This is a genomic window from Pseudomonas sp. RA_5y_Pfl1_P24, from assembly GCF_963970945.1.
Taxonomy (GTDB): domain Bacteria; phylum Pseudomonadota; class Gammaproteobacteria; order Pseudomonadales; family Pseudomonadaceae; genus Aquipseudomonas; species Aquipseudomonas tritici.
The window spans coordinates 61252-76156 of the sequence record NZ_CAXAOJ010000004.1; the positions used below are offsets into that span (position 1 = coordinate 61252).

At 59.3% G+C, this 14905-nt stretch carries 17 protein-coding genes; 8 read left to right on the top strand and 9 right to left on the bottom strand.

Annotated elements, in window-relative coordinates; translation table 11 throughout:
* Positions 1 to 2: 2 nt before the first annotated feature.
* Positions 3 to 770, bottom strand: coding sequence for a sulfate transporter CysZ (gene cysZ, locus AACY30_RS07190; RefSeq protein ID WP_339420550.1), 768 nt, complete (start codon positions 768 to 770; stop codon positions 3 to 5).
* Between the two features lie 283 nt (positions 771 to 1053).
* On the opposite strand from cysZ, the gene trxB reads away from it, so the two are divergent.
* Positions 1054 to 2016, top strand: a complete 963-nt coding sequence (gene trxB, locus AACY30_RS07195; protein ID WP_003176041.1) for a thioredoxin-disulfide reductase — start codon at positions 1054 to 1056, stop codon at positions 2014 to 2016.
* 185 nt (positions 2017 to 2201) lie between these two features.
* Here trxB and AACY30_RS07200 read toward each other — a convergent pair whose 3' ends face one another.
* The 6 genes from AACY30_RS07200 to AACY30_RS07225 all read right to left on the bottom strand — a co-directional run bounded on the left by AACY30_RS07200 (position 2202) and on the right by AACY30_RS07225 (position 5208).
* Complete coding sequence (locus AACY30_RS07200) at positions 2202 to 2540, bottom strand: HopJ type III effector protein (RefSeq protein WP_339435950.1); 339 nt, start codon at positions 2538 to 2540, stop codon at positions 2202 to 2204.
* Positions 2533 to 2829, bottom strand: coding sequence for a DUF1244 domain-containing protein (locus AACY30_RS07205; protein ID WP_339420692.1), 297 nt, complete (start codon positions 2827 to 2829; stop codon positions 2533 to 2535). Before AACY30_RS07205 ends, AACY30_RS07200 begins: the two co-directional genes overlap by 8 nt.
* Before the next feature lie 65 nt (positions 2830 to 2894).
* Positions 2895 to 3299, bottom strand: coding sequence for a dihydroneopterin triphosphate 2'-epimerase (gene folX / locus AACY30_RS07210; RefSeq protein ID WP_339470653.1), 405 nt, complete (start codon positions 3297 to 3299; stop codon positions 2895 to 2897).
* Positions 3300 to 3301: 2 nt separating this feature from the next.
* Positions 3302 to 3862 (bottom strand): GTP cyclohydrolase I FolE, encoded by a 561-nt coding sequence (gene folE, locus AACY30_RS07215; protein ID WP_339470655.1) that lies wholly within the window; start codon positions 3860 to 3862, stop codon positions 3302 to 3304.
* A 20-nt stretch (positions 3863 to 3882) separates the two neighbouring features.
* Positions 3883 to 4593: a dihydromonapterin reductase gene (gene folM / locus AACY30_RS07220; protein ID WP_339435951.1), complete on the bottom strand. Its 711-nt coding sequence runs from the start codon at positions 4591 to 4593 to the stop codon at positions 3883 to 3885.
* Positions 4594 to 4650: 57 nt separating this feature from the next.
* Entirely contained in the window at positions 4651 to 5208 is a 558-nt protein-coding gene (locus AACY30_RS07225; protein WP_065874470.1) for an antibiotic biosynthesis monooxygenase, read from the bottom strand.
* 215 nt (positions 5209 to 5423) lie between these two features.
* Here AACY30_RS07225 and AACY30_RS07230 point away from each other — a divergent pair, with 215 nt between their 5' ends.
* The gene (locus AACY30_RS07230) at positions 5424 to 6374 is read left to right on the top strand and encodes a MerR family transcriptional regulator (RefSeq protein ID WP_339540069.1); all 951 of its coding nucleotides are present in this window, start codon (positions 5424 to 5426) and stop codon (positions 6372 to 6374) included.
* Between the two features lie 2 nt (positions 6375 to 6376).
* On the opposite strand, the gene AACY30_RS07235 is transcribed toward AACY30_RS07230, so the two are convergent.
* Positions 6377 to 6982: a hypothetical protein gene (locus tag AACY30_RS07235; protein WP_339540070.1), complete on the bottom strand. Its 606-nt coding sequence runs from the start codon at positions 6980 to 6982 to the stop codon at positions 6377 to 6379.
* A 58-nt stretch (positions 6983 to 7040) separates the two neighbouring features.
* Positions 7041 to 7508: a PAS domain-containing protein gene (locus AACY30_RS07240; protein WP_339470661.1), complete on the bottom strand. Its 468-nt coding sequence runs from the start codon at positions 7506 to 7508 to the stop codon at positions 7041 to 7043.
* A gap of 136 nt (positions 7509 to 7644) precedes the next feature.
* Here AACY30_RS07240 and AACY30_RS07245 point away from each other — a divergent pair, with 136 nt between their 5' ends.
* From AACY30_RS07245 to AACY30_RS07270, 6 genes are all read left to right on the top strand, one after another.
* Positions 7645 to 8100 (top strand): flavodoxin, encoded by a 456-nt coding sequence (locus AACY30_RS07245; protein WP_339470663.1) that lies wholly within the window; start codon positions 7645 to 7647, stop codon positions 8098 to 8100.
* Positions 8101 to 8306: 206 nt separating this feature from the next.
* Positions 8307 to 9089, top strand: a complete 783-nt coding sequence (locus AACY30_RS07250) for a class II aldolase/adducin family protein (protein ID WP_339540071.1) — start codon at positions 8307 to 8309, stop codon at positions 9087 to 9089.
* On the top strand, positions 9089 to 9994 hold the full coding sequence (locus tag AACY30_RS07255) for an alpha/beta fold hydrolase (RefSeq protein WP_339470667.1): 906 nt from the start codon (positions 9089 to 9091) through the stop codon (positions 9992 to 9994). Before AACY30_RS07250 ends, AACY30_RS07255 begins: the two co-directional genes overlap by 1 nt.
* Positions 9995 to 10148: 154 nt before the next feature.
* Entirely contained in the window at positions 10149 to 11060 is a 912-nt protein-coding gene (locus AACY30_RS07260; protein WP_049711581.1) for an SDR family oxidoreductase, read from the top strand.
* Positions 11061 to 11543: 483 nt separating this feature from the next.
* A complete protein-coding gene (locus tag AACY30_RS07265; protein WP_339470668.1) occupies positions 11544 to 13334 on the top strand; it encodes a DUF1302 domain-containing protein in 1791 nt (596 codons plus the stop codon).
* Between the two features lie 26 nt (positions 13335 to 13360).
* A complete protein-coding gene (locus AACY30_RS07270; protein ID WP_339470670.1) occupies positions 13361 to 14719 on the top strand; it encodes a DUF1329 domain-containing protein in 1359 nt (452 codons plus the stop codon).
* The last annotated feature ends 186 nt before the right edge of the window (positions 14720 to 14905 follow it).

Below are 14905 nucleotides of genomic sequence, written 5' to 3' on the forward strand. Positions count from 1 at the left end.
ATTTATGACTGGGTCACTTTTTTCGGCTGCGCCATCGCTTCGGCACCTTGCTCTCGCACCCAGAACAACGTGGCACCGGCGACTGCCGCCGGCATCATCAGCAGGTTGACCACTGGCACCAGCAGCACCAGGTAGACGATGCCGCCGAAACTCATGCTCTGCCAACGTTTCTGGCGCAGCCAGGCGAGCATCTCGTTCCAGCCCAGCTTGTGGTTGTCCGCCGGGTAGTCGATGTACTGGATCGCCATCATCCACACGCCAAACAACAGCCATAGTGGCGCGGCGATCAGGTTGACCACCGGAATGAATGACAGGATAAACAAGCCGATGGCCCGTGGCAGGAAGTAGCCCAGCTTGCGCATTTCCCGGGCCAGCGTGCGCGGGACCATGGCGACCAACTCGCCCCAGCTGAAGGCCGGAAAATCGTCCGTGCCACGTACCACCACTTCGACCTTCTCCGAGAGAAAGCCGTTAAAGGGCGCGGCGATGATGTTGGCCAGCATGGTGAAGGTGAAAAACACCATCAGCACCACTAGCACCACAAACAGAGGCCAGATGAGGTAATTCAGAAAACTCAGCCAGCTCGGCAGCGTCGGCATCAAATGGTCGACCCACAAACTGAATTGATGACCGGCGAAATAGATCAAGCCGACGAACAGCACCAGGTTGATCGCCAGCGGTAGCAAAACAAACAGGCGCAGGCCAGGGCTCAACACCAGTTTGAGGCCTTCACGCAGGTATTGCGGGCCGGAAAGAGCAGGGGCGGGCATGGAGAACTCCGAGCAAAGTGGCGAACGCGCCGACCTTACCGACTTTGCACCTTAGGCGAAAGCGGCGACATCAGCGGTAACAAACGTGTCGATGAACCAAGCCGACTGCATAGAGACCACCTATGAGCTGGATTGTTATTCCGTATTTCCTTAATCTTGCCCCCCTCGATACGCTGCACCCATTATTTTTCAGGGTCTGCGAGTTCAAGCCTTCCCCAAGTGCTTCGTGGTCCCTTTTTTATTCCAGCCGCCTTGTAGTCCGGGCGGTCGATAGGAGTGAGTCATGTCTGATACCCGTCATTCGCGAGTGATTATTCTCGGTTCCGGCCCTGCCGGTTATAGCGCTGCTGTCTACGCTGCCCGGGCCAACCTCAAGCCGCTGCTGATCACCGGCATGCAGGCGGGTGGTCAGTTGACCACCACCACCGAAGTCGACAACTGGCCGGGCGACGTCCATGGCCTCACCGGCCCGGTGCTGATGGAGCGTATGAAAGAACACGCCGAGCGCTTTGAAACCGAAATCGTGTTTGATCACATCAACAAAGTCGACTTCTCGAAAAAGCCTTACAGCCTGACCGGCGACAGCGGCGTATACACCTGTGACGCGCTGATCATCGCCACTGGTGCCAGCGCCCGCTACCTGGGCCTGCCATCGGAAGAAGCGTTCATGGGCAAGGGCGTGTCCGCCTGCGCGACCTGCGATGGTTTCTTCTATCGCAACAAACCCGTCGCCGTGGTCGGCGGCGGCAACACGGCCGTGGAAGAGGCGCTGTACCTGGCGAACATCGCCAGCACCGTGACCCTGGTTCACCGCCGCGAGACCTTCCGCGCCGAGAAGATCCTGATCGACAAGCTGCACGCCCGTGTCGCTGAAGGTAAGATTATCCTCAAGCTCAACGCCACCCTGGACGAAGTCCTGGGCGACAACATGGGCGTGACCGGCGCCCGTCTGAAAAACAACGACGGCAGCTTTGACGAACTGAAAGTCGACGGCGTGTTCATCGCCATCGGCCACACCCCGAACACCTCGCTGTTCGAAGGCGTGCTGGAAGCCAAAGACGGTTACCTGGTGGTGCAGGGCGGCCGTGAAGGCAACGCCACCGCCACCAACATCGAAGGTATCTTCGCTGCCGGTGACGTAGCCGACCACGTTTACCGCCAGGCCATCACCTCGGCCGGCGCCGGTTGCATGGCGGCACTGGATGCCGAGCGTTACCTGGACGGCCTGCAGAACGCTTCGTTCTGACCCCGTTGAACTAAAAAACCGGCTGTGAGGCCGGTTTTTTATGTCCGCGATTCAACTAACACCCAGGTCATGAAGTGTTAACCCAGTCCTTGTGGGAGCTGGCTTGCCTGCGATAGCGGCGTGTCAGTCACCATCGCCATCGCGGGCAAGCCCGGCTCCCACAGTGAACGGGTTTCTAGATTGAATCAGCGGCGTGTCAGGGGGTGTGCGGTGAACTTCACGCCGGCCAGGCCATGCGCGATCAGTGCGCGGATGTTGCCGTGGTCGCTGCCCTCAGGCGTCGCCACCACCGAACGGTAATGCTCGCCAAAAGCCAGCAGCGCTTCCTGATCGCTCAGACTTTCCAGCAGGGCCAAACCCAGTGTCTTGCACGAACCCTCATTCTGCCCGGCCGCATTTTCTACATGGCCGTTGGTGAAGGCCTGCGGCTGGTAGTCGTAACCAGCAGCAACAAACGCCAAGGTATCGGCAAACACATGTTCGCCACTGTTGAGGCTTACGCGCAGGGTGTTCAAATCAGTCATGGGTCTTTCCTTTCGCGAACGCTGCCTGTTGGTCGGCGCTGGCTTCTTTCTGGTAGGTGGCTTTCCACTCGGCGTATGGCATGCCGTACACCACCTCACGGGCGTCATCGAGGCTCAGCTCGATCTGACGCTCGTCAGCCTCGGCCTTGTACCACTTGGACAAGCAGTTGCGGCAGAAGCCCGAGAGGTTCATCAGGTCGATGTTCTGCACATCCTTACGGCTGTCCAGGTGGGCTACCAGCCGGCGAAAGGCGGCGGCTTCGAGTTCGAGGCGTTGTTGATCGTTCATGGTGGTCTCTTCGAGACAGCTATCAGCGGGTAAGCTTCAAGCTGCAAGTTGGAATGAGGTTGGCTTTAACGTGTGGCTTGAAGCTTATCGCTTGAGGCTGAGCGGCTCGCCGCGAGCGTTATCGAAACCGATTCGGCAAAGCGCAGCGCGTGGGGCTTGTCGACTTCGACTTCGGCGTACAGCACCGACTCATTGCTCATCACCAGGTCCAGCAATTCCTGGGTCAAGCGCTCCAGCAAGGCAAAGCGGTTGCCTTCCACATGGGCGATGATCGCCTTGGTGATGGTGCGGTAGTTCAGCGCATGGTCGATGTCATTGTCGCGCACGGCTTCCTGGGCGGCATACAGGATGGTCAGGTTGATCAGCACATCCTGCTTGTTGAGGATTTCGTCCTCGTTGATACCGATATAGGTGCGCAGGCACAGGTCCTTGACCCGGATACGCGCCATGCCTGGTTGAAGTTGTGGCATTGCTACTTGCTCCGTCCGATCAGTTGCAGGAACTCCATGCGCGTGGTGTTCGACTCGCGGAACGCGCCGAGCATCACCGAGGTGTTCATGGTTGAATTCTGTTTTTCCACGCCGCGCATCATCATGCACATATGCTTGGCTTCGATCACCACGGCCACGCCGGCCGCCTGGGTCACGTCCTGGATGGCGTCGGCAATTTGCCGCGTGAGGTTTTCCTGGATCTGCAGGCGCCGGGCGAACATGTCGACGATACGCGCCAGTTTCGACAGGCCCAGCACCTTGCCGGTCGGAATATAGGCCACATGGGCCTTGCCGATAAAGGGCAGCAGGTGGTGTTCGCACAGCGAGTACAACTCGATGTCCTTGAGGATCACCATCTCGTCATTGTCAGAGGCGAACAGCGCGCCGTTGACGATCTCCTCCAGGTTCTGCGCGTAGCCATTACACAGGTATTGCATGGCCTTGGCGGCGCGCTTGGGGGTATCGAGCAAGCCTTCGCGCTCGGGGTCTTCGCCCAGGCCTTTAAGGATCTCGCGGTAGTGTTGGGGCAGGGATAAGGTCATACAACATCCTCACAAACGGCTTACTTGATATGCCGCCCGCCGTTGACGGTCAGGGTGGTTCCGGTGACATAAGGGTTGTCCAGCAGGTAGCGCACGCTCTGGTAGATCACCTCGGGGCCAGGCTCGATGCCCAGTGCCGACTTGGCCAGTACCTTGGCGCGGTAGGCAGCATCGTCGCCGTCGTTGAACATCACCATCGCCGGTGCGATGCCGTTGACCTTGATCAGCGGCGCGAACTGCGCGGCAAATGACAGCGTAAGGCTGTCGAGCCCGGCCTTGGTGGCGCAGTAGGCGATGTGCTGGCGGCTGCCCTTGCGCACCACGTCATCGCTGATATGCACGATGTCGGCCGGTGTCGAGCGTTGCAGCAAGGGTGAACAATGCAGGTTGATCAGGTACGGCGCAAGCATGTGCACGCTGAACATGTCGGTAAAAGCGCGGCTTTCGTCGCCAGGCGTTTCCGCGACCCAGGCCGAGGCGTTATGGATGATCGCGCGCAGGCTCTGGGTGTGGGTGTGCAGCTCGGCGATAAACGCGAGAATTCCGGCTTCGTCAGAGAAATCGGCATATACACCGATGGCCCCACGCTCGCGCAACGCCTGCACGCCGGGCCGCTCGCTGCGGTAGCTGAAAATCACCGAGTGGCCTTCGTCCAGCAGGCGCTGGGCGCAATGCAGGCCGACACGCTGGCCGGCGCCGGTGATCAGAATCGGGGCGTTCGTTGCAGTCATGAGAGGCTCGGGTCGCTGGCAGATTGAAACTATACCAGCGACCGCCCGCCCCTGTACTCATGCGGCAGCTTCAGTGACCTTGCGCGGTGGGGAAGGATGTAGCCAATTCGCCAGCAGGTGGGTCGAGAGTGGGATAAACAGATAAACCATCAAGGGCGTGAGCGCCAGGGTGCTGACCAGCACACGTGGCACCAGCTCCAGTTCATTGAGCAGCGGGCCCAATACAAAGTTGAACAGCAGCGATACCGGGAAGAACGCCAGCCAGATCGCCACGGCCTGCTTCCAGCGTGGCGGGCGCGCACCCACCGCGCCGAACCAGCCGTCGATGCCGCGTACGCGGTGCTCGGACGGGTCGGCAAACAATTCGCTGCCACGGCTCAACCAGGCACTGCGGGAGGCAGAAAACTCCCAGGCATGCAGGGTGTGCTCATCGGCGAAGCGGAAAATGATCTGGAACTCATCATCATTGGGCGGCGGGGCAAGAACGCCTGAGCCCAGGTAGCCAGGAAAGTCGGTGGCCAATTGCTCGCCTTCGCGCAGCCAGGCCATCAGTTCTTCGTAGCGACCCTTGGCCACGCGGCGCGCAACCATCAGGGTGACGGGTGAGGTAGACATTGTGTATCTCCAAGTGTGCGGGTGCGCTGGGCCGGGTAGGCGGCACACAAACGAGGCTGCGGGGTGTGGCAGCGACGTAGAAAAAACAGGCAAGGATTATTCCTGTTTTATCGAAATACACCAGATACTTTGGTCGCGTCGCCCTGTAACTTGTATCGCGCCGCCGAATAAGCGTTAAATAGTGTTCAAATTGACACGGATGTTTTTCATCTCTGATGCCCGAAATTACTGCTCCCCAGCGCGAAAAGACGCCTGACAATGTCACTGATTGCGACGACCTTTTCCCTATTCGTGAAGTCGCCCGGCTGACCGGCGTCAACCCGGTCACTCTGCGCGCCTGGGAGCGTCGCTACGGCCTGATCCAGCCAAAGCGCACCGAAAGCGGGCATCGGTTGTACTCGCGCAACGATATCGACACCGTGCACCGGGTGCTGGACTGGATCGAACGTGGCGTCGCGGTGAGCAAAGTCGGCAAACTCCTCGCACGAGACGAGCCGCTCAGCGAACCTGGCACCGCGCCTGAAACGCAGGTGGAGTGGGTCCAGTGGCAGGGGCGCCTGCGCCTTGCAATCAGCGCATTCGATGACCGTGAGTTGGACCGACTGTACGGCCAGGTCTTTTCCGCCTACCCGATTGCCGTCGTGTTTCAAGACATTCTCATGCCGCTGTGGCAGGCATTGCTGCGCCACCAAGGGCGCTTCGGCCAAGCCAGCGAGTGGCTGTTCTTCGACAATCACCTGCGCTCGCGCACCGCGCAACGTCTGCAAGTGGCAGCGGCCGCGTCGGTGCCTCGGGTATTGCTGGCGGCCGTTGCCGGGGAATGCCGCGAGTTGGAGTTGCTGGTCGCGGGCCTGCTGATGTCGGGGGAAACGCTCGCGGTGAAGGTCATGGGCGTAGGCCAGCCATTCGATGAATTGACGCTGATCTGCGAAAAGACCCAGCCGCAAGCCTTGGTACTGTTCTCCAATCGCGCACCCGGCAGCGAACTGCCGCTGCGACTCAAGCGTCTGGCGCTGACCCTGAATTGCCCGTTGCTGCTGGCAGGTGATGCCGCCGACCTGGCGCAGGAAAGCCTTAAGGACTCGCCAATCGGTTGCCTGGGTAACGAGGGGCGGCTGATGCAGCGCCGCTTACAGCAATTCCTGGCGGGTGGCCTGGATACCTGAGCTCAGGCATGAACCTCTGGATGGGCCAAGCGGTGCTGGTGCAGGATGAACTGGCGCAGGCGCTCGATTTCTCCGGCGTCGCTCTGGTTCAGTCGATAGGCGAACAACCCGCGCGCGGTTTCTCGTTCGAACGTTCCGCGCAACGCAATGCGCTCATAGCCCGACGGGCTAAACCACAGTGAAAAAGTTTTGGGTGGCTTGATCCGGCCCCGAATCTCTACCAGTACGCCTTTGAACGACACCTCATGCACCCACATCGCGCCCGGGTTGCCCTTGATATTTTCCAGCGCCACAGGGGTTTCAAGCGCCAGGCGCCACGGCCGGATCATTGGCCCGTCTTCGAAAATACTCGGCACGCCCAAGCGCAGGTGAACCGCGTGAAACTCATCTTCGACCAAGTGCAGCGGGAAGGTCAGTTGCTGGTTGTCGAACTGCGCCTGGATGGTGAGATGGTCGTGGGCGGCCAGGCGAGTGAGCAGGTCGCGAATTTGCGCACCCCCATTAACCGTCAGGCTCGACGACGCATCCCGCAGGTTCAACTGTGGGTTGTGCTGCATGGTCTGGATAAAATCCAGTTCGTCCTGCGTCAGGAGTGCGTCGCGTTGCATGAGGCCTGCTCAACGGGTAGGGGGTAAAACGCCATTATCCTCTTAATCACCGTTTTATCTAATCTTTGTTAGATTCGATCGTCGTCTTGAGTGCGGCCAGCTCTGCCTTGAGTTCGGCGACTTGCGCTTCCAATTGGGCCACGCGCTGCTGGGCTTTGACTTGAACGGTGACGTCCTTTTGAACGCCGATGAAGTAAGTCTGTTTGTCTGCCGCGTTGTAAAGGGTGGATATCGACAGCTCATTCCAGAAGTGCGTGCCGTCCTTGCGGTAATTGCGCAGGGTTTCGCGACAATTGCCATCATTGCCCAGCGCTTCTCGAATGGCGATAAGGCCCGGTTGGTCCCGGTCTCCCGATTGCAGGAAACGACAATCCTGGTAGAGGATTTCATCGCGGGCGTAGCCGGTCAGCCGCTCAAAAGCAGGGTTGACGTAGATCAGTGGCAAGTCCTTGCCTTCCCGTTCAGCGATAACAATGCCGTCATTCGAGGCGTCGATGACCATTTGCATCAATTGAGCGTTAATCATGCGGGGCTTCATCCATGTGAGGTGTCGCAAGTCTAAGACACCCCGGCATTCTTTCCATCCGGGCGCGACGTTTTTTTGAAGGGGTCGGTTGAGCTGCTAATATCCCAGGCTTTCGCTCAACTACAGGATTAGATTGATGAAAGTCGCCATCCTTTCCGGCTCGGTCTACGGCACTGCTGAAGATGTCGCTCGCCATGCTGGCAGTATCCTCAATGCCGCAGGTTTCGAGGCCTGGCACAACCCCCGCGCCAGTCTGGCGCAGGTGCAGGCATTTGCGCCGGACGCTTTTCTGGCGGTGACGTCCACCACCGGCATGGGCGAGTTGCCCGACAACCTGCAACCCCTGTATTCGACGATTCGCGACCAACTGCCCGCCGCCTGGCGTGGCCTGCCCGGTGCAGTCATCGGCCTGGGCGACGCCAGCTATGGCGATACTTTCTGCGGTGGCGGCGAGCAAATGCGCGAGCTGTTTGCTGAGCTGGGCGTGCGCGAAGTGCTGCCGATGCTGCGCCTGGACGCCAGCGAAAGTGTCACCCCGGAAACTGACGCCGAACCGTGGCTGGCCGAATTGGTCACTGCACTGCGCGGTTGAGCGCTCATTCGCGCACCAATGCCTGTGCCGCCCCTTTATTGGCGGCACTTCTCTGACGTTGTTCACACGAATTTAAACTATTCTCAACGCTGACTCGTACGGTCATCAAGCTGGCTGCCAAGGCAACTACGGCGGCCACGACGTCTGACTAGACTGGCCCATCACTCAAAAAAACAATAAGAAAGTGCGCCAAGGAGGTCGTTACCGTGAGCCTAGCCCCCGTTCTATCGCCACAGAATGTCAAAGACCAGGTCAGCGCTGCCGAGTGGCAAACCCGCGTCGACCTGGCAGCCTGTTATCGCCTGGTGGCGCTGCATGGTTGGGATGACCTGATCTTTACGCATATCTCGGCCAAGGTGCCGGGCACCGATGATTTCCTGATCAACCCTTATGGGTTGATGTTTGACGAGATTACCGCGTCGAGCCTGGTCAAGGTCGATCAGGCCGGCAACAAGCTGATGGAGAGCCCCTACGAGATCAACCCCGCGGGCTACACCATCCACAGCGCCATCCATGAAGTTCGCCACGACGTGACCTGTGTGCTGCACACCCACACCGCTTCGGGTGTTGCGGTGGCTGCGCAGAAACAAGGCGTGTTGCCGATCAGCCAGCAGTCCCTGTTCGTGCTGTCGAGCCTGGCCTATCACGCCTACGAAGGGGTGGCGTTGAACCATGAAGAGAAGGCCCGCTTGCAGGCCGATCTTGGCGAAAACAATTTCCTGATGCTGCACAACCACGGTCTTCTGACTTGCGGCAGCACCATCGCCGACACTTTTTTGATGATGTTTACCTTCCAGCGCGCCTGCGATATCCAGGTGCTGGCGCAAAATGGCGGCGCTGAATTGATCGCCATCGGGCCACAGATACTCGCCGGTGCCAAGGCAATGGTGGCGGCGGTCACAAAGAGCGCACAAGGTATGGGGGGCGCGCTGGCCTGGCCGGCGTTGCTGCGCAAGTTGGACCGCGTCGATCCTGGGTATAAAACCTGATGCCACTCGCCGAGATTCCGCTCAGTGTCTGGCGCAAACGCAGCCAGGCATTCGAATTCCACGGCCGCACCATCCGTTACTGGGTGGCGGGGCAGGGCGAGCCGTTGCTGCTGATCCATGGCTTTCCCACTGCCAGTTGGGACTGGCACTACTTGTGGCAGCCCCTGGCCCAGCGCAACTTGGTGATCGCCTGCGACATGCTCGGTTTTGGCGACTCGGCCAAGCCGCTGGACCACGGTTATTGCCTACTGGAACAGGCGGACTTGCAGCAGGCACTGCTGGAACACCTGCGAGTCGAGCAGCCGGTGCATGTGCTGGCCCATGACTACGGCGACAGCGTCGCCCAGGAATTGCTGGCGCGGCACTATGAAGGTCGCTTTCAGATGGCCAGTTGTGTGTTTCTCAACGGGGGGTTGTTTCCTGAGACCCATCGCCCGGCGCTGGTACAAAAGCTCTTGCTCAGCCCCCTGGGCTGGATGATCGGCCGTGCGTTTGGGCGCAATGCCCTGGCGAACAGCTTCAGCCAGATATTCGGCCTCAATACCCGCCCCAGCGAAAGCGCCCTGGATGATTTCTGGAGCCTGATCGAGTGCCAAGAAGGCACGCGCATCCTGCACAAGCTCGTCGCCTACATTCCTCAGCGTCGGCGCCTGCGTGATCGTTGGGTCGCGGCAATGCAGCAGGCTGAAGTCCCACTGCGGGTGATTGATGGCGAGATAGACCCGATCTCCGGCGCCCACATGGTTGAGCGTTACCACGCGTTGGTGCCCCACGCCGACACGGTCTTGCTGGCCAATATCGGCCACTATCCGCAGATCGAGGCGCCGGTGCAGGTGCTCAAGCACTACCTGGCGTTTCGCGAGCGAATTGCTGGCCCAGTGCGGGAGCTGGCTTGCCTGCGATAGCCATAGGTATCTACACACAATTAGATTTTCGTTAGCCCATCATAATCATCCCCCTACCTTATCGAGCACCATTCAGCCCCTGCCGTATCTATTGTGACCAGAGCCCCGGTGCCTGACACTCGACCCATTCCCATTGTCGCCATTGGAGTTCGGTATGAGTGAGTCAGTGCAGTTCCAGGATAAGGTCGTGATCGTCACCGGTGCCGGCGGCGGATTGGGCCGGGCCCATGCGCTGTTGTTCGCTAAACATGGCGCCAAAGTGTTGGTCAACGACCTCGGTGGTTCTACCCAGGGTGAAGGCGCGAATGCCTCGGCCGCCGACCGGGTCGTGGCCGAGATTCGTGAAGCGGGCGGTATCGCCGAGGCCAACCATGACTCTGTCACCGACGGTGACAAGATCGTGCAGAACGCCCTCGATGCCTTCGGCCGTATCGATGTGGTGGTCAATAACGCTGGCATTCTGCGTGACAAGACCTTCCACAAAATGGACGACAGCGATTGGGACCTGGTTTACCGGGTGCATGTCGAAGGCGCCTACAAAGTCACCCGCGCTGCTTGGCCCCATCTGCGCGAGCAAGCTTACGGCCGGGTGATTTTCACGGCGTCCACCTCGGGCATCTATGGCAACTTTGGCCAGTCCAACTACGGCATGGCCAAGCTTGGCCTCTATGGGCTGACCCGCACGCTGGCGCTGGAAGGGCGCAAGAACAACATTCTGGTGAACGCCATTGCCCCCACTGGCGGCACGCGCATGACCGAAGGCTTGATCCCGCCGCAAGTGTTCGAGCGCCTCAAGCCGGAGCTGGTCAGCCCGCTGGTGGTGTACCTGGGCAGCGAGGCGTGTCAGGAAACCTCGGGGCTGTTTGAAGTAGGCGGCGGCTGGATCGGCAAGACCCGCTGGGAGCGTAGCCTGGGCGTGGGCTTTGACCCGGAAGCCGGCTTCTCGCCCGACGATGTGGCCGCACACTGGCAGCAGATCTGCGACTTCGACGGTGCAGCCCACCCCAAGGACAATATCGAGGCATTGAAGGAGATGATGGCCAATCTGCAGAAATACAGCCTGTGATCGTTGCTTGAAAAAGATTGAATCCTGCGGGGCGCTGATGGCGCCCCGTTTTATTTAAGGCATAAAAAAGGCCGCTGCATAGGCAGCGGCCGAAGTAAGACGTTGGATCAAGGAGCGACAAATCAACGTCAGTGAACACCGGTAACGGATTGAAAATAATCATCAATCCATTTGAATCTGGCTTTTCTTCCGGTTAGGAAAGCGGGCCGTTGGCCCTGAAAGCCCGGCAAGAATAGCCGTTAGTAACAAAATGAGTAATGGCGATTCATGACAAGGACTGTTGCTGAATCAGCAACAGTTATGACCTGCTCCATCCATCTTCCTGATAACCCGCCATCCACACGGTGCATGCCCGCGCGCAGACCCAGGCCAGAGCGCCCGGTAATCCTTTCGAGCGACAACACGAATCCCTCCTTGGTGCGCTTATCCCTCCTGATGGTCGGCAGTAGGGTGGGGCCTTCTGTCACTCATCGGGGAAGACGCATGACAAGAACAACAATGCGCGCCATCTTCAGGCCACAGGCGCTGGCCGCTGCGGTTGCGTTGGGTTGCTGTGCGCAGGCACAGGCTGTTTCGTTCAACATTGGCGAGATCGAAGGGCAATTCGATTCCTCACTGTCGGTGGGCGCAAGTTGGGGCATGCGCGATGCGGACAAAAAGCTGGTGGGCACCGTCAATGGCGGTAGCGGCCAGGCTTCCACCGGGGATGACGGGCGCCTGAACTTCAAGAAGGGCGAAACCTTCTCGAAAATTTTCAAAGGTTTGCACGACCTTGAATTGAAGTACGGCGACACGGGCGTGTTTGTCCGTGGCAAATACTGGTACGACTTCGAACTCAAGGACGAAGATCGCGAGTTCAAGCAGATCAGCGACCACAACCGCAAGGAAGGCGCCAAGTCCAGCGGTGCGCAGATCCTCGATGCCTTCGTTTATCACAACTACTCACTGGGCAATCTGCCGGGCACCGTGCGCGCGGGTAAACAGGTGGTGAGTTGGGGTGAAAGTACCTTCATCGGCAACTCCATCAACAGCATCAACCCGATTGACGTGTCTGCCTTCCGTAGACCGGGTGCCGAGATCAAGGAAGGGCTGATCCCGGTCAACATGCTGTTCGCTTCACAAAGCCTGACCAACCAACTGACCGTAGAAGGGTTCTACCAGTTGGAATGGGACCAGACGGTGCTGGATAACTGCGGCACGTTTTTTGGCAGCGATGTGGCGGCGGATGGTTGCACCAACAACTACACCGTGGGTAACCCTGCGATCGCGCCTTTGCAGCCGGTGGCAGCGAACTTTGGCCAAGGGTTCAGTGTGACCAATGAGGGGGTAATCGTGCGCCGCGCCGGCGATCGTGACGCACGCGACTCCGGCCAATTTGGTGCCGCACTGCGTTGGTTGGGCGATGACACCGAGTACGGCGTGTACTTCATGAATTACCACAGTCGAACGCCCACGGTAGGCACGATTACCAACAACTCTAACGCGACGACGATGGATTCCATCCGTAACCTTGCCAACTTCCTGCGGCCGGGAACCGGGGACGGTTTGGTCACCAGCACTATGCTCGGACGTGGCCAGTATTACCTTGAATACCCGGAAGATATCCGCCTGTTTGGCGCCAGCTTCTCCACCACCTTGCCCACCGGTACGGCGTGGACTGGCGAGATCAGCTACCGACCGAACGCACCGGTGCAACTGAATACAACCGACCTCACCCTGGCCCTGATCAACCCCACTTCCGGCCAACTGGCCTCACCCATTCGTAGCAATTTCGGCGACGACAACAAAGGCTACCGCCGCAAGGAAATCACCCAGATCCAAAGCAGCATGACCCAGTTCTTCGACCAAGTGCTGGGCGCTGAGCGCCTGACGCTGGTGGGCGAAGCGGCCATCGTGCACGTCGGCGGCCTGGAGGATAAATCCAAGCTGCGTTACGGCCGCGACTCGGTGTACGGCGCTTATGGTTTCCAAGGCGACACCGATGGTTTTGTCACGTCCACCTCCTGGGGTTATCGCGCGCGGGCGATCCTTGACTACAACAACGTGATCGCCGGGATCAACCTCAAGCCCAACCTGTCCTGGTCCCATGACGTTGCCGGCTACGGCCCCAACGGCCTGTTCAACAAAGGCGCCAAGGCGATCAGTGCAGGGGTCGATGCGGACTACCGCAACACCTACACCGCCAGCCTCAGCTACACCGACTTCTTTGGTGGCGACTACAACACCCTGACCGACCGTGACTTCCTCGCCCTCAGCTTCGGCGTGAACTTCTGATTTGGCTTAAAGAAGGACAAGACTCTATGCGTAAGATAATTGCGGTAATGGCCCTCAGCCTGTTGGCCGCCAACGTGATGGCGGCGGTGTCGCCGGAAGAGGCGGCCAAGCTGGGCACCACCCTGACCCCGGTGGGCGCCGAAAAAGCCGGCAATGCCGATGGCTCGATCCCGGCCTGGACTGGCGGCATTCCCAAAAACGCCGGTGCGGTGGACAGCAAGGGCTTCCTCGCCGACCCGTTCGCCAGTGAAAAACCGTTGTTCGTGATCACCGCCGCCACCGTCGACAAATATAAAGACAAGCTGTCTGACGGCCAGGTAGCGATGTTCAAGCGCTATCCCGAGACCTATAAAATTCCCGTGTATCCAAGCCACCGCACGGTCAATCTGCCGCCGGAGATCTACGAGTCGATCAAGCGCAGCGCGCTGAACGTCAAGGCCATCAACGACGGTAATGGCCTGGAAAATTTCACCGGCAACCGCTACTACGCGTTCCCGATTCCCAAGAATGGCGTGGAGGTGCTGTGGAACCACATCACCCGTTACCACGGTGGCAACCTGCGCCGCATCATCATCCAGGCCACCCCGCAGACCAACGGCGGTTACACGCCGATCCGCTTCGAAGAAGAAGTGGCGGTGCCGCAAGCGATCCCGGACATGGACCAGGCCAAGGCCGCCAACGTACTGAGCTTTTTCAAGCAATCGGTGACGGCGCCGGCGCGGCTGGCGGGCAACGTGCTATTGGTGCACGAAACCCTCGACCAGGTGAAGGAGCCGCGCCTGGCCTGGATCTACAACGCTGGCCAGCGCCGCGTGCGTCGCGCGCCGCAGGTGTCGTATGACGGTCCGGGTACTGCATCCGATGGGCTGCGCACCACGGATAACTTCGATATGTTCTCCGGCGCGCCTGACCGTTATGACTGGAAGCTGGTGGGCAAGAAGGAGATGTACATCCCCTACAACAGCTACAAGCTGGACCAGCCTACGCTCAAGTACGACGACATCATCAAGGCCGGCCACATCAATCAGGACCTGACCCGCTATGAGCTGCACCGCGTGTGGGAAGTGGTTGGCACGGTCAAGCCGAGCGAGCGGCACATCTACGCCAAGCGCCACATGTACATCGATGAAGACAGCTGGCAGGTGGCATTGGTGGATCACTACGACGGCCGAGGCCAACTGTGGCGGGTTGCCGAGGGTCATGCGCAGTTCTACTACAACCACCAGGTGCCGGCCTACACGGTGGAGACGCTGTACGACATCATCGCCGGGCGCTATATCGCCCTGGGGATGAAGAACGAGGAGAAGAGCAGTTTTGTGTTTGGGTTCAAAGCCAAGGCTGCGGATTACACACCGGCGGCGTTGAGGACTGAAGGCGTTCGCTGATGTTGGTGTGAAAATGCAATCCAACTGTGGGAGCGGTCTTGCTCGCGAATGCGGAGTATCAGTCACCGAATTCTTAGGCTGATCCACCGCATTCGCGAGCAAGCCCGCTCCCACATTGGGCTTTGTGCATGTCTTACAATCATTGTGCTGAATCTTTCTTCAACAACCGCCGACCACAGGACTAGG